General features: G+C 67.3%; 13 protein-coding genes. 11 read left to right on the top strand and 2 right to left on the bottom strand.

The features are described from left to right. The first annotated feature begins 6 nt into the window (after window positions 1–6). From ACQ4LY_RS03680 to ACQ4LY_RS03670, 3 genes are read left to right on the top strand one after another with little or no spacing between them, the layout of a single operon-like run. Window positions 7–840: a carbohydrate ABC transporter permease gene (locus ACQ4LY_RS03680; protein WP_431074625.1), complete on the top strand. Its 834-nt coding sequence runs from the start codon at window positions 7–9 to the stop codon at window positions 838–840. Between the two features lie 35 nt (window positions 841–875). Continuing rightward, window positions 876–2,387, top strand: a complete 1,512-nt coding sequence (locus ACQ4LY_RS03675; RefSeq protein ID WP_431074624.1) for a glycoside hydrolase family 32 protein — start codon at window positions 876–878, stop codon at window positions 2,385–2,387. After that, entirely contained in the window at window positions 2,381–3,319 is a 939-nt protein-coding gene (locus ACQ4LY_RS03670) for a PfkB family carbohydrate kinase (RefSeq protein ID WP_431074623.1), read from the top strand. Before ACQ4LY_RS03675 ends, ACQ4LY_RS03670 begins: the two co-directional genes overlap by 7 nt. Window positions 3,320–3,432: 113 nt before the next feature. Here ACQ4LY_RS03670 and ACQ4LY_RS03665 read toward each other — a convergent pair whose 3' ends face one another. After that, window positions 3,433–4,479, bottom strand: a complete 1,047-nt coding sequence (locus tag ACQ4LY_RS03665; RefSeq protein WP_431074622.1) for an NAD(P)-dependent alcohol dehydrogenase — start codon at window positions 4,477–4,479, stop codon at window positions 3,433–3,435. 75 nt (window positions 4,480–4,554) lie between these two features. After that, window positions 4,555–5,415: an IclR family transcriptional regulator gene (locus ACQ4LY_RS03660; RefSeq protein WP_431074621.1), complete on the bottom strand. Its 861-nt coding sequence runs from the start codon at window positions 5,413–5,415 to the stop codon at window positions 4,555–4,557. A 113-nt stretch (window positions 5,416–5,528) separates the two neighbouring features. Between ACQ4LY_RS03660 and ACQ4LY_RS03655 the strand changes: the two genes are divergently transcribed. The 8 genes from ACQ4LY_RS03655 (at window position 5,529) to ACQ4LY_RS03620 (ending at window position 12,802) form a co-directional block, all read left to right on the top strand. Continuing rightward, window positions 5,529–6,194: an ABC transporter permease gene (locus ACQ4LY_RS03655; protein WP_400862890.1), complete on the top strand. Its 666-nt coding sequence runs from the start codon at window positions 5,529–5,531 to the stop codon at window positions 6,192–6,194. After that, window positions 6,187–7,233 carry an ABC transporter ATP-binding protein gene (locus ACQ4LY_RS03650; RefSeq protein ID WP_431074620.1) on the top strand — a complete coding sequence of 349 codons (1,047 nt, stop codon included), beginning with the start codon at window positions 6,187–6,189 and terminating at the stop codon, window positions 7,231–7,233. The genes ACQ4LY_RS03655 and ACQ4LY_RS03650 overlap by 8 nt, the downstream gene beginning before the upstream one ends. Further along, entirely contained in the window at window positions 7,230–8,027 is a 798-nt protein-coding gene (locus ACQ4LY_RS03645; protein WP_431074619.1) for an ABC transporter permease, read from the top strand. Before ACQ4LY_RS03650 ends, ACQ4LY_RS03645 begins: the two co-directional genes overlap by 4 nt. Before the next feature lie 50 nt (window positions 8,028–8,077). Next, window positions 8,078–9,010 carry a glycine betaine ABC transporter substrate-binding protein gene (locus ACQ4LY_RS03640; RefSeq protein WP_431074618.1) on the top strand — a complete coding sequence of 311 codons (933 nt, stop codon included), beginning with the start codon at window positions 8,078–8,080 and terminating at the stop codon, window positions 9,008–9,010. Then, entirely contained in the window at window positions 9,010–9,534 is a 525-nt protein-coding gene (gene fae / locus ACQ4LY_RS03635; RefSeq protein ID WP_431074617.1) for a formaldehyde-activating enzyme, read from the top strand. The genes ACQ4LY_RS03640 and fae overlap by 1 nt, the downstream gene beginning before the upstream one ends. 82 nt (window positions 9,535–9,616) lie before the next feature. After that, the gene (locus ACQ4LY_RS03630) at window positions 9,617–10,501 is read left to right on the top strand and encodes an NAD(P)-dependent oxidoreductase (protein ID WP_431074616.1); all 885 of its coding nucleotides are present in this window, start codon (window positions 9,617–9,619) and stop codon (window positions 10,499–10,501) included. After that, the gene (locus ACQ4LY_RS03625; protein WP_431074615.1) at window positions 10,498–11,970 is read left to right on the top strand and encodes an NAD-dependent succinate-semialdehyde dehydrogenase; all 1,473 of its coding nucleotides are present in this window, start codon (window positions 10,498–10,500) and stop codon (window positions 11,968–11,970) included. Before ACQ4LY_RS03630 ends, ACQ4LY_RS03625 begins: the two co-directional genes overlap by 4 nt. Before the next feature lie 55 nt (window positions 11,971–12,025). Next, on the top strand, window positions 12,026–12,802 hold the full coding sequence (locus ACQ4LY_RS03620; protein ID WP_431074614.1) for an SDR family oxidoreductase: 777 nt from the start codon (window positions 12,026–12,028) through the stop codon (window positions 12,800–12,802). The last annotated feature ends 11 nt before the right edge of the window (window positions 12,803–12,813 follow it).

Below are 12,813 nucleotides of genomic sequence, written 5' to 3'. Positions count from 1 at the left end.
GCCATCATGACTACGACAATCATCACGAAGCGCTCGTGGGCCCACAGCCTCGGCACAGGCGGCAAATTCGTCATCCTCGGGCTGGCAGCCTTCCTCACTCTCGGCCCGGTCGTCTGGACGCTCATCACGGCGCTCTCGCCCACCGACAGCGTCACTCAAGAGGTCACGGTCGGCTTCGGAGCCTTCGCCGACGTCTTCACCAAGATCCCGCTCTGGCTGTACGCCTGGAACAGCGCGCTCGTGGTGATGCTCGTCGCCGCGGGGCAGATGCTCTCCGCGGCTATGGCGGGCTACGTCTTCGCCAAGTTCGAGTTCCGCAGCAAGAAGATCCTGTTCGCTCTGATCCTCGCGACCATGATGGTTCCGTTGCAGGTCACGATCGTGCCCGTGTTCATGCTCGTGAGGGGCATGGGGCTCGCCGACACGCTTCTGGCGCTCATCGTGCCCGCCCTGCCCACCGCGTTCGGCACATTCCTGATGCGGCAGTACTTCATGGGCATCCCGACGGAACTGGGTGAAGCCGCGCAGCTCGACGGCGCGGGGCCTTGGCGCACGTTCTTCGGCGTGTACCTGCCGCTGGCGACGCCGGCACTCGCGATCGTCGGGATCCTCGCCTTCAACTATCACTGGAACGAGTTCTTCCGGCCGCTCATCATGACCATCAGCGAGCAGAACTTCACTCTGCCCTTGGGGCTCGTGACGCTGCAGGGCAACCTCGGCACCGGCAGCATCTCGACGGTGCTCGCCGGCGTGATCCTCTCGATGATCCCCGCGCTTCTGGTGTTCTTCTTCGGGCAGAAGCCGCTGCGCGAAGGACTCACAGCGGGCGTCGGCAAGTGACGCACGTCCCCATCACAGAGAAAGACGACTGTCCGGTGACCCCCACTGACCTTCCCCCGGTCCGCACCGCGAGCCCGCGACTGCACTTCGCCCCGCGCAACAACTGGATGAACGATCCCAATGGTCTCGTCTTCCACGACGGCCTGTACCACCTGTACTTCCAGTACAACCCTCAGGGCGTCGAGCATGCCAACCTCAGCTGGGGTCATGCGACGAGCACCGACCTCGTGCGATGGACCGAGCACGACCCGGCGATCCTCTGGGATGACGATGCGCAGATCTTCTCGGGCTCCGTCGTGGTCGACCACGGCAACACCTCGGGATTCGGCACGGCCGAGGCGCCTCCGCTGGTCGCTCTTTATACGGCCGCGGCGCCGGGGCATCAGTCGCAGGCTCTCGCGTACAGCACCGACGGCGGGTACGTCTGGACGAAGTACGACGGCAATCCCGTGCTCGACCGCGGCACGAGCGACTTCCGTGACCCGAAGGTGTTCCGTTACGACGACGGGGGAGACGGGTACTGGGTGATGGTCGCGGTCGAGGCGGAGGACCGCCAGGTGCTGTTTCACCGATCCGACGACCTCAAGACCTGGACCTACCTGTCGTCCTACGGTCCGGCCGGCCCCGTCGGCGGCGTCTGGGAGTGCCCCGACATGTTCCCGCTCGCCGTCGACGGCGACGAGACCGACGTGCGCTGGGTGCTGTTGATCAGCCTGAACCCCGGGGGCATCGCGGGTGGTTCGGGGACGCACTACGTCGTGGGCGACTTCGACGGCACGACGTTCCGCGCCTCCGTTCCCCACGCCGCTCCGACGCGCGAGCTGCTGAGAGCGGGCAGTCAGACCCGCGACGAGCTGGAACGCTACGGATGGATCGACTTCGGGCCCGACTGCTACGCCGGTGTCACGTTCGACGGCCTCTCGCGCAGCGAGCGGACGCTCATCGCCTGGATGGACAACTGGAAGTATGCCGGTCGCATCCCGACCCACGACTCCGATGAGCGCCGCAGCGCGATGACTCTTCCTCGCAGGCTCTCGCTCACTCGCGATGCGGAGGGAGTCGAACGACTGCGACAGCACCCGGCGATCGGATTCGAGGTCGAGGAGAGCATCGACCTCCTCAGCATGGCCGGTGGCGTCGCGCTCGCCGAACGAGTCGCCGGCGCCGCGCGGATCCGCTTCACCGCGACCTTCGGCGATGCCCAGAGCATCGAACTCCACATCGAGTCGGCATCGGAGGAGGGACGGGTCGTGATCCGTCAGGACCGCACGAGCGGACGGGTCGAGCTCGAGCGTCTCGGCGAAGGGATGCCGTCAGGTTTTCGCGGGTCGCCCTCGATGACTCTCGACCGGCGGGACGAGATCGGGTGGGACCTCTGGGTCGACGATCTGAATGAGAGGGTGTCGTCCGTCGAGCTGTTCGCACAGAACGGCGAGAGGGTGCTTACTGCGCTGATCCCCGTCGCGTCTCCGCGCACGTACACCGTGACAGCCGTCGGGGGATCCTTGGATGGGGTGCGAGCGGATATCGCGGAGAGGGGATGCTGACTCCCCGCTGCCTCGTCGTGGGTGAGGCCCTCGTCGATGTCGTCGACGGCCTGCCCCATGCGGGCGGATCGCCCATGAACATGGCAGTCGGCCTCGCCAGGCTGGGGCTCGATACGAGGTTGCTCACCCGGATCGGCGATGACGAGTTCGGTCGGATGCTCGAAGACCACCTCGTCCGTGAGGGCGTCGCTCTGACCGCGGCGAGCCTCAGAGTCGGGGGCCGCACCTCTCGGGCCACCGCCGTGATCGGCGACGACGGCGCGGCCGTCTACGACTTCGACATCGAATGGACCCTCTCCGAGTCGGACGCGATCGCCGAGGCAGCGGAGGCAGACCTCATCCATGTCGGGTCGATCGGCGCGGCGCTCGAACCCGGAGCCGGTGCCGTGCAGGCGATGCTCGCGACGGTGCCGAGCGGCACCCTGCGCACGTACGACCCGAACATCCGGCCCGCGCTTCTCGGCCCGCGAGCGGATGCCGCCGTGCGCGTCGAGGCGATCATGGCCGCGTCGCACGTCGTCAAGCTGAGCGATGAGGATGCCGACTGGCTCTACCCCGGTCGCAGCGTCGAAGATGTGCTCGCGCACGTGCTCGCTCTGGGAGCCAGGATGGCCGTCGTCACGAGAGGAGGCGCGGGCTGTGTCACCGCGATCGCGGGTGCGGGAGAACCGGTGGCGAGGGGAGCGTCGCCCGTGACGGTGGTCGACACGATCGGTGCCGGCGACGCGTTCATGTCCGGCCTCGTCTACGGGATCGTCTCCGGGGGCCTCGTCGCGGCGCTCACCGCCGACGTCTTCGCTCCTGACGCCGATGTCCTGAGGGCGCTCGAAAGAGCCGCCGACACTGCGCTCGCCAGTGCGGCCGTCGCGGTGTCCCGAACCGGTGCGGCCCCACCCCATCTGCATGAACTGGAGCAGAGCTCGGTGCTCTGACGCGGCATCCGCGATCCCTCTCCGCGGGCTGTGTGGCGTTCTGTTCGTCGCCGCAGAAAGCAGCGGCCGCCCCGAGGGCGAGTCGGAGCGGCCGCACTCTGCACGATCGCCGTCTACGGGACGATGACCGCGCGGCCGCGGATGCTGTTCGCGGCGAGATCCTCGTATGCCTTCGGGCCGTCGTCGAGCGAGTAGGTCTCGGTCTGCACGTGGATCTTGCCCGCGCGGGCGAGATCGAGGACCTCGATCAGCTCAGAGCGCGAGCCCCAGTAGGGGATGCGCACGGCGGCGTCGTAGGCGATCGCGCCGAAGCCGAGCGACATGGTTCCGCCGCCGATGCCGACGATCGTGACATCCGAATCGAGAGCGGCGACGCTCTGTGCCAGGGCCATCGTCGGGTTCGCGCCCACGAAGTCGAACACTGCGTTCGCGCCGAGGCCGCCGGTGATCTCACGGATCTTCTCGGCGGCAGATGCATCGCTGATCAGCACGTGGTCTGCGCCGACCTCTGTGGCGAGCTCGAGCTTCGTGTCGTTGACATCGAGGGCGATCACCGTGGCGCCCGAGATCGCCTTCAGGATCTGGATGCCGACGTGGCCGAGCCCACCGGTGCCGATGACGACGGCGAAGGTACCGGCGCCGAGCTTCGGGAGCGAGCGCTTGATCGCGTGGTACGGGGTGAGGCCGGCGTCGGTCAGTGAGACGTTCTGCACGGGGTCGAGGTCGCCGAGCGGCACGAGGTGGCGGGCGTCATCGACGATCATGTACTCGGCCATCGAGCCCTGGCTACCGAGACCGGGAGGGCGGATGCCCTCGGCGGCGGCGTTGGTGCAGTAGTTCTCCATGCCCTGCGAGCAGTTGTGGCAGCGGCCGCAGCCCCACGGACCGTAGACCGCGACGGCGTCGCCGACCTTCAGCGTCGAGTCGACGCCCTCGCCGATCTCGTGCACGATGCCCGCACCCTCATGGCCGAGCGTCAGTGGCAGCGGATAGCTCTGCTCGAGGTAGTCCTTCTCGGGAAGGCCCATGACGTAGTCGTCGGAGTGGCAGACGCCGCCCGCCGTGATCTTCAGCAGCACCTGACCCGGTCCGGGCTGAGGAATCGGGATGTCGACGACGACCGGAGGCTTGCCGATCTCGACGTAACGGAGAGCTTTCATGTGCTTCTTCTTCCTGGCGTCCGAGCGGTCTGCCGCGCGGTGCGGAGGCGTGGGCGCTCGGTGCCGTCTCTTCAATTATCGATCCGGGGTGGCGCCGAGGCGTGAGGACAGCTCACGGGATGCTCGACCCACGAGGGTGCCGAGCGCATCCAGGCGCGATCCGATTCTGGCCTTGGGGGCGCTGACATTGATCGCCGCGACGACGCGCCCCGTGAAATCCGTGATCGGTGCAGACGCGGCGACGACGCCGAACTCCAGCTCCTCGTCCGAAAGCGCGTAGCCCTGGTCGCGGATCCGCCCCAGCTCGGTGAGGAGGCTGGCGAAGTCCGTCACCGGGGCGTTGCCGGGAGGCGGCGCATCGAGCACCGGGAAGACGGAGTCGTCGGATTGGTCGAAGCGTCCCACGAGCGGCTGATCTCGTCCGTGGTCGTCATACCACTGCTCGAGCGCATCCTCATCCCAGTCGCTGAGGAGCGCGCGACCAGACGGGGTGCGCCATGCGGCCGTGGTGGTCCCCGCCCATCCGGTCGTGCGGACATCGTGAGGGCTCAGCTCGCTCATCAGAGTGAGCACGTTGCCACCTCTGAGTACGCACAGGTGGCTCGTCTCCCTCGTGGACTGCACGAGACGTCGGAGGATCCCCCGCGACGCATGCACGAGCGAGGTGCTGGCGGTTCGGGCGGCCAGTGCGTACAGCCGCGAGCCGAGCATGTAGCGAAGAGTCTCGTCATCGCGTTCTACGAGCCCGGTCTCGGCGAGAGTCGCGAGGGTTCGTGACGCGACGGCCTTGTCGCGTCCAGTCAACTGCGCGACCTGCGATACGCCGAGCCCGCCCGACCGCAAGGCCTCGTCGGAGCCGAGGATCTCGAGGATCTCGAAGTCCCGAGCCAACCCCGACGAGTTGCGGCGCACACCGTTTCCCACTGAGCGATTCATGCTCGAAGTCTAAATGCAGTTGCCATACGCGCAACACCCTTTGACCAAATGGATACAGCCAGTACCGTGAGTACACACCCGGTACCGGCCTCAACGACGAGACAGGAGCCCTCTTGACCGGATTCAACTGGGAAGACCTCACGGCCTTCCTCACACGCCGCGCTGACGACATCCTCGAGCTCACTCGGGATCACCTCGTCGTCGTCGTCATCTCTGTGCTGCTCGCTTCGGTCATCGGTGTCGGCCTCGGCATCCTGGTGCGCAACAGGCGGATCGCCCGGACGTCGGTGCTCACTGCCGCGGCCATCGCGATCACCATTCCGTCGCTCGCTCTGCTCGCTCTCCTCAGCCCCGTGCTCGGCCTCGGCTGGCTTCCTACTGTCGTTGCTCTCGTCTTCTACTCGCTGCTGCCAGTCGTCCGCAACACCGTGGTCGGACTCAGGGAGGTGCCGGTCTCCGTGCTGGAATCCGCTCGCGGGATGGGACTGGGGCCGACCCGCGTGCTGTTCACTGTGCAGCTTCCGATCGCGTGGCCGGTGATCATGACGGGGATTCGCGTCGCCGCGCAGCTCACGGTCGGCATCGCGGCGATCGCCGCCTACGTCGCCGGCCCCGGTCTCGGCGAATACATCTTCAAGGGGCTGTCGTCGCTCGGGTCCAAGAACGCGCTCAACTATGCGCTCACCGGCACCGTCGCCGTGATCATCCTCGCGCTCGTCCTCGACGGCATCCTCATCCTCGTCGCCCGTCTCACCACCTCAAGGGGTCTCCGTGCCTGACATCACCACGAACACCGGCGTTCTCACTTCTCTCGCATCGCAGCAGGCGGGCGTCGACATCGTCCTCGACCAGATCACGAAGCAGTACCCCGGGCAGGCGAATCCTGCCGTCGAGGACTTCTCAATGCGGATCGAACCCGGTGAACTCGTCATGTTCGTCGGTCCGAGCGGATGCGGCAAGACCACGACGATGAAGATGATCAACCGCATCATCGAGCCGACCTCCGGGTCGATCCGAATCAACGGAGACGACGTCCTCTCGCTCGACGGCAACGAGCTTCGCCGCCACATCGGCTACGTCATCCAGCAGATCGGGCTCTTCCCGCACTTCACGATCGCCGAGAACATCGCGGTCGTTCCGCGGCTGCTCGGCTGGTCGAAACAGCGCACCGCAGCCCGAGTGGAAGAGTTGCTGACGACGGTGCAGCTCGACCCCGGCATCTTCGCCGACCGCTATCCGCGCCAGCTGTCCGGCGGTCAGCAGCAGCGGGTCGGCGTGGCTCGTGCCCTCGCCGCAGACCCGCCCGTCATGCTCATGGACGAGCCGTTCGGCGCGACCGATCCGATCACCCGCGAGAAGCTGCAGGCCGAGTTCCTTCGGCTGCAGGCCGATATCGGCAAGACCATCATCTTCGTCACGCACGACTTCGAAGAGGCGATCCGCATGGGCGACCGCATCGCGGTGCTCAGCGACCGCAGCCGGATCGAGCAGTTCGACACCCCGGCTCGCATCCTCGCCGAGCCCGCCAACGACTATGTGCGCTCGTTCATTGGCGAAGGTGCCGCCCTCAAGCGCCTCGCGCTGATCCCCGTCGAGACGGCGCGCATCGGCTCGATCGACCCGACAGCACCCGATGCCACGATCGATGAGACCTCGTCTCTGCGCCAGGCGCTCGACCTGCTCGTGCTCACCGGTGCGCCGCGCATCACCGTCTCACGCGCGGGTCGGCCTGTCGGCTCGATCGATCAGGCGGCCATCTCGGCAGCCCTCGGTGCAGAGCCCCGCCCGCACGACGCCCAGCGCACGGCGGAGGCATGACGATGACAACCGACCAGGTCGTGCCGTCGGCGACGACGGTGCTGCAGACCCAGCGCGCTCCGCGTCGAAGGATGCCGACGCTGCTGAGACGGACGATGCCGCTGATCGTCGTCGCCCTCGTGCTTCTGGCGACATTCCTGTGGGTATCGAGTCTCGAACTCGACTCGATCGAACAGCGCACCCTCAACGGCGACTACATCATCGCCCGCATCGGCGAGCACCTGGTGCTGTCGATCCTCGCCGCGGTGCTGGTCGCCATCCTCGCGATTCCGGCGGGCATCGCCGTCAGCCGGTCGCGCTCTCGGGTCTTCCGCGCAACGGTCATCGGCATCGCCAACATCGGGCAGGCGACGCCCGCGATCGGCGTCGTGATCCTGCTCGCCATCGTCTGGCAGACGGGCTTCACCACCGCCCTCGTCGCGCTCGTCGTGTATTCCTTCCTGCCCGTGCTGCAGAACACGATCACGGGTCTCGCGCAGGTCGATGCCAGCATCAAGGAATCCGCCCGTGGCATGGGGATGCGCCCCGCCCAGGTGCTGCGCCGGGTCGAGCTGCCATTGGCATCGCCCGTCATCCTCGCGGGTCTTCGCACGGCGCTCGTCTTCGCGGTCGGAGTCGCCACCGTCGCGACCTTCATCAACGCGGGCGGGCTCGGCGACATGATCATCAACGGCTTGAAGCTGCAGCGGTACCCGGTGCTCGTCGTCGGCGCCGTGCTCGTCGCCTCCATCGCGGTCCTCATCGACTGGGCCGCCGGCCTCGTCGAGGAGATCGTCCGCCCCAAGGGTCTCTGACCTCTCTGAACTGCACGAACACACCCGAATCCCTCCGAAAGGAACTCGACATGAAGACATCCAGATTCGCCTCATCCTCGATCGCCGTCCTGGCTCTCGGTGCCATCGCGCTCACCGGCTGCTCGGCCGGCGCCGGCGGCGGCGCGGGCGCACAGGGCGACGAGCTCGAAGGTCTCACGGGCGAGATCGGCTCCAAGGACTTCTCCGAGCAGTACATCCTCGCCTACCTCACTGCCGAACTGCTCAACGCCCACGGCGCGGATGTCGAAGCGAACACCAAGCTCGTCGGCTCGGCGAACGTGCGCCAGGCGCTCGAGAACGATCAGTTCCTCGGCTACTGGGAGTACACCGGCACGTCATGGATCACCTACAACGGCAACACCGCACCGGTGCAGGGAGCTGAGGCGCAGTTCGACGCCGTGAAGGAAGCCGACGCGGAGAACGACATCGCGTGGCTCGACCCGGCGCCGTTCAACAACACCTACGCCTTCGCGATCCGCGAGTCCGAGGCCGATGCGCTCGGCGTCGAGACTCTCAGCGATGTCGCGGCCCTCCCGGCCGGCGACCAGACATTCTGCATCGAGAGCGAGTTCTCGACTCGGGATGACGGCATGCCGGGTCTCAGCGAGGCATACGGCTTCGATGCCTCCATCACCATGCTCGACACCGGCGTGATCTACACCGCGACCGAGAAGGGCGATGACTGCAACTTCGGCGAGGTCTTCCAGACCGACGGGCGCATTCCTGCTCTGGGACTCGTGGTGATGGAGGACGACAAGGAGTTCTTCCCGAGCTACCAGGGCGGGTTCACGCTCAAGCAGTCGACGCTCGACGAGTACCCGGCCATCGCCGACGTGATCGCCGAGGTCAGCCCGTTGCTCACCACTGAGGTGATGCAAGAGCTCAACGCCCTCGTCGACGTCGAGGGTGAAGACCCTGAAGATGTCGCGATCGAGTGGCTCGAAGAGCAGGACCTGATCTGATGACCGCCGCGCTGCAGATCGGCGAGAGCTTCATCGGAAGCGGCGTGAACGCTGCGCACATCAACACCGTCTTCGGTCACCGCGACGGCCCTGCGGGCACGGCGTGGGCCACGGCACTGGCCACGCCGACCGCCGGGCATGTGCCCTTCGTCGCAGTTCTCCGACCGTCTCTGCCCGTGAAACCCCTGACGCTGTTCGTCACGAAGTCGGCGCCGGCGAGCGACGACCACGGCCTCCTCATCTGGGGGCCGGCGCAGGCGGGAGTCGCCGCCGGCGTGGCCGACGCGGTGGCTGAGGGACACGTCTCCGCAGAGCAGGCCGACACCCACGCGCTCATCGCGGCGGTCTGGGTGAACCCGTCCGCCGACGACGCCGACCTCGTGTATCTGAACAATCGCGAGGCCACGAAGACCGCGCTCGCCAACGGGGCGCGTTCACTCCCCGCGATCGACGACGTCCTGGCCGCACGGCACAGCCCGACGAATCCCTTCTACACCCCGAACCTTCCACCGAAAGATGCATAGCTCCATGAACGCTTCCACCCGGTCACCGCTTGGCCCCCTTCCCACCGTCGGGTTCATCGGACTCGGCAACATGGGATCTGGGATGACCAAGAACCTTCAGGCCGCGGGCTATCCCCTGGTCGTCACCGATCTGCGACGAGAGTCTGCAGAAGGGCTGCTCGCCGAGGGCGCCCGCTGGGCCGAAAGTCCTCGCGAGGTCGCGGCCTCCGCCGATCTCGTCATCACGATGCTGCCGACACCGAAGCACGTAGCGGCTGTGGCATCCGGAGCGAACGGCATCGTCGCCGGCCTCCCCGACGGCGGCACCTGGGTCGACATGTCGACGTCGGTGCCAGATGTGCTCGACGGCATCCGCCGCACCGAGGCGCATCGCGGCCTTCATCTGCTCGACGCTCCGGTGAGCGGGATGTCGATCGGTGCCGCGAACGGGATGCTGCAGATCTTCGTCGGCGGCGATGCGGTCGACGTCGCTCGACTGCGTCCCGTTTTTGAGGCGATGGGCGACCCCGAGCGGATCCTCCACGTCGGCGGCCACGGTGCCGGCTACGCCGTGAAGCTCATGATCAACCAGCTGTGGTTCTCTCACCTCGTCGCGACGGCCGAGGTGCTCTCGGTGGGCGTCGCCGCCGGCGTCGATCTCGGAGTGCTCCGCGATGCGCTCGTCGCGAGCCCGGCGAACAGCACATTCGTCTCGCGCGACGTGCTCTCGATCCTCGACCACGGCGACTACGACGAAGGATTCGCCATCGCCTTGGCCTGCAAGGACCTGGGGCTCTCTGTCGATCTCGCGCGATCCGTCGGCATGCCGGTGGAGCTGTCGTCGCTGGTCGAGCAGATCTTCCGCAGGGCGCGAGCGCGATTCGGCGACCTCGCGGGCGAGATGACGCCGGTGCGTCTCTACGAGGAGATGCTCGGACGAGACCTGCGTCGCGAGGCCGGCGAGCACGCGGCGGAGGTGGCGGCATGACCGCCGCTCGGGAGCAGGAGCTGCTGGCGTCTCTGCCGACCGGGCTGTTCATCGGAGGCGAGTGGCGAGAGTCCGCGACCGGTGCGACCTTCGCTGTGCACGACCCTTCGACAGGCGAAGTGCTCGCCCACGTCGCAGACGCTGCGCCCGAAGACGGCGCCGCGGCGCTCGATGCCGCCGCATCTGCGCAGGCGTCCTGGGCGGCGACTCCGTCGCGCGAGCGCGGTGAGATCCTCCGCCGCGCCTTCGAGCTCGTCACCGCCCGCGCTGACGACTTCGCCCTCGTCATGACGCTCGAGATGGGAAAGCCCCTGGCCGAGTCGCGAGCCGAGGTCGGCTACGGCGCCGAGTTCCTGCGCTGGTTCTCGGAAGAGGCGCCGCGCATCTCAGGGCGCTATGCCACGGCTCCCGACGGTCGCAACCGGCTGCTCGTCGCAAAGCGACCCGTCGGCCCCAGCCTGCTCATCACGCCGTGGAACTTTCCTCTGGCGATGGCGACCCGAAAGATCGCGCCCGCGCTCGCCGCCGGGTGCACGTCGGTACTCAAGCCCGCGGCCCTCACGCCGCTCACTGCCCTGCTGTTCGCCGAGGTCCTGCGTGAAGCAGGGGTGCCCGACGGCGTGGTCAACGTCATCCCGACGACGCGCGCCGGCGCCGTCACCGGACCGCTCATCAAGGATGCGAGGCTGCGCAAGCTGTCGTTCACGGGCTCGACAGAAGTCGGTCGACGGCTGATCGCCGACGCCGCCGACCAGGTGCTTCGCGTGTCGATGGAACTCGGCGGCAACGCTCCGTTCATCGTGTTCGAGGACGCCGATCTCGACGCCGCGGTCGACGGCGCGCTGATCGCGAAACTCCGCAACGGCGGGGAGGCGTGCGTCGCCGCGAATCGCTTCCTCGTGCACGAGAGCATCGTCGACGAGTTCTCGAGCCGTCTCGTCGAACGGATGCGGCAGACGGTGCATGCCCGCGGCACGGATCCAGCGTCGACGCTCGGCCCGCTGGTCGACGAGTCGACTCGCGAGAAGGTGGCCGAACTCGTCGGCGGAGCGGTGGAAGACGGCGCGCGTCTCGTGCTCGGTGGCGTGACGCCAGAGGGGGCAGGGTACTTCTATCCAGCGACGGTGCTCGTCGATGTGCCGCAGTCCGCGCGCATCCTGCAGGAGGAGATCTTCGGTCCGGTCGCGCCCATAACGGCGTTCCGCGATGAGGACGAGGCGGTGCGCCTCGCCAACGCGAGCGAGTACGGCCTGGTGTGCTTCGCATACACGCGCGACCTGAATCGCGCGCTTCGTCTCGCCGAGCGACTGGAGACGGGAATGCTCGGGCTCAACACGGGCCTCGTCTCGAACCCCGCGGCCCCGTTCGGCGGCGTCAAACAGTCGGGTCTCGGCCGCGAGGGCGGTTTCGAGGGAATCGACGAGTACCTCGAGACGACGTACATCGGCATCTCGGATCCGTTCGCGTGACTCGGCGCGCCGGCATCCGGATCCCCGCAACCCCGCACTTCTGAAGGAGCATCTCTTGCACATCTCCGACTTCTCCCTGGATCACTTCTCTCTGCACGGGAAGCGCGCGGTCGTCACCGGCGGCAACACGGGGCTCGGTCAGGCATTCACCCTCGCACTCGCGAAAGGCGGAGCCGATGTCTTCGTTCCCGGCCTCTTCGACGACCATGGCGAGACCGCAGCACTGGTCGAGGCCGAGGGCCGTCGCTACGCCGAGCTGACGGTCGACATCACTGCTCCCGGCGCCCCGCAGGCGGCGATCGCTGCTGCCTGTGAGGCGTTCGGCGGAGTCGACATCCTGGTCAATTCCGCCGGGATCAGTCGGATCGCGGACGTGAGCGAGTTCGGACGTGCGGACTGGGACCCGATGGTCGCCGTCAACCTGACAGCAGCGTTCGAGATGGCGCACGAAGCGGGCAAGCGGATGATCGCGCAGGGCTCAGGCAAGATCATCAACATCGCCTCGCTGTTCGCGTTCCTCGGTGGCCTGGGCTCGCCCGCCTACGCGGCGACGAAGCATGGGATCGTCGGCCTCACGCGGGCCTACGCCGATGAGCTCGGCGGTCACGGGATCCAGGTCAACGCGATCGCCCCCGGATACTTCACGACTCGCATCACGGAGCAGTCCCGAGCGGATGCTGAAGTGAACCGCCGGATCATCGAGCACACCCCAGCCGGCCGGTGGGGTGACGTCGCAGACCTCATGGGCGCGACCGTGTTCCTCGCCAGCTCTGCATCCGACTTCGTCAACGGTCACACCCTGACCGTCGACGGCGGCTATCTCGTGCGCTGACCGCGCCCCAC

Origin of the sequence: Microbacterium phyllosphaerae (genome assembly GCF_050628115.1) — a bacterium.
GTDB classification, from domain to species: Bacteria; Actinomycetota; Actinomycetes; order Actinomycetales; family Microbacteriaceae; genus Microbacterium; species Microbacterium phyllosphaerae_A.
The sequence above is the reverse complement of the archived record's forward strand: the minus strand, read 5'-3'. Positions and strand labels throughout refer to the sequence as shown.

Bases quoted from the DNA above. Each gene is read 5' to 3' on its own strand.
- ACQ4LY_RS03680 (WP_431074625.1), top strand. From the start codon at position 7: ATGACTACGACAATCATCACGAAGCGCTCGTGGGCCCACAGCCTCGGC.
- ACQ4LY_RS03665 (WP_431074622.1), bottom strand. From the start codon at position 4,479: ATGAAAGCTCTCCGTTACGTCGAGATCGGCAAGCCTCCGGTCGTCGTC.
- ACQ4LY_RS03660 (WP_431074621.1), bottom strand. From the start codon at position 5,415: ATGAATCGCTCAGTGGGAAACGGTGTGCGCCGCAACTCGTCGGGGTTG.
- ACQ4LY_RS03640 (WP_431074618.1), top strand. From the start codon at position 8,078: ATGAAGACATCCAGATTCGCCTCATCCTCGATCGCCGTCCTGGCTCTC.
- ACQ4LY_RS03670 (WP_431074623.1), top strand. From the start codon at position 2,381: ATGCTGACTCCCCGCTGCCTCGTCGTGGGTGAGGCCCTCGTCGATGTC.
- fae (WP_431074617.1), top strand. From the start codon at position 9,010: ATGACCGCCGCGCTGCAGATCGGCGAGAGCTTCATCGGAAGCGGCGTG.
- ACQ4LY_RS03630 (WP_431074616.1), top strand. From the start codon at position 9,617: ATGACCAAGAACCTTCAGGCCGCGGGCTATCCCCTGGTCGTCACCGAT.
- ACQ4LY_RS03625 (WP_431074615.1), top strand. From the start codon at position 10,498: ATGACCGCCGCTCGGGAGCAGGAGCTGCTGGCGTCTCTGCCGACCGGG.
- ACQ4LY_RS03645 (WP_431074619.1), top strand. From the start codon at position 7,230: ATGACGATGACAACCGACCAGGTCGTGCCGTCGGCGACGACGGTGCTG.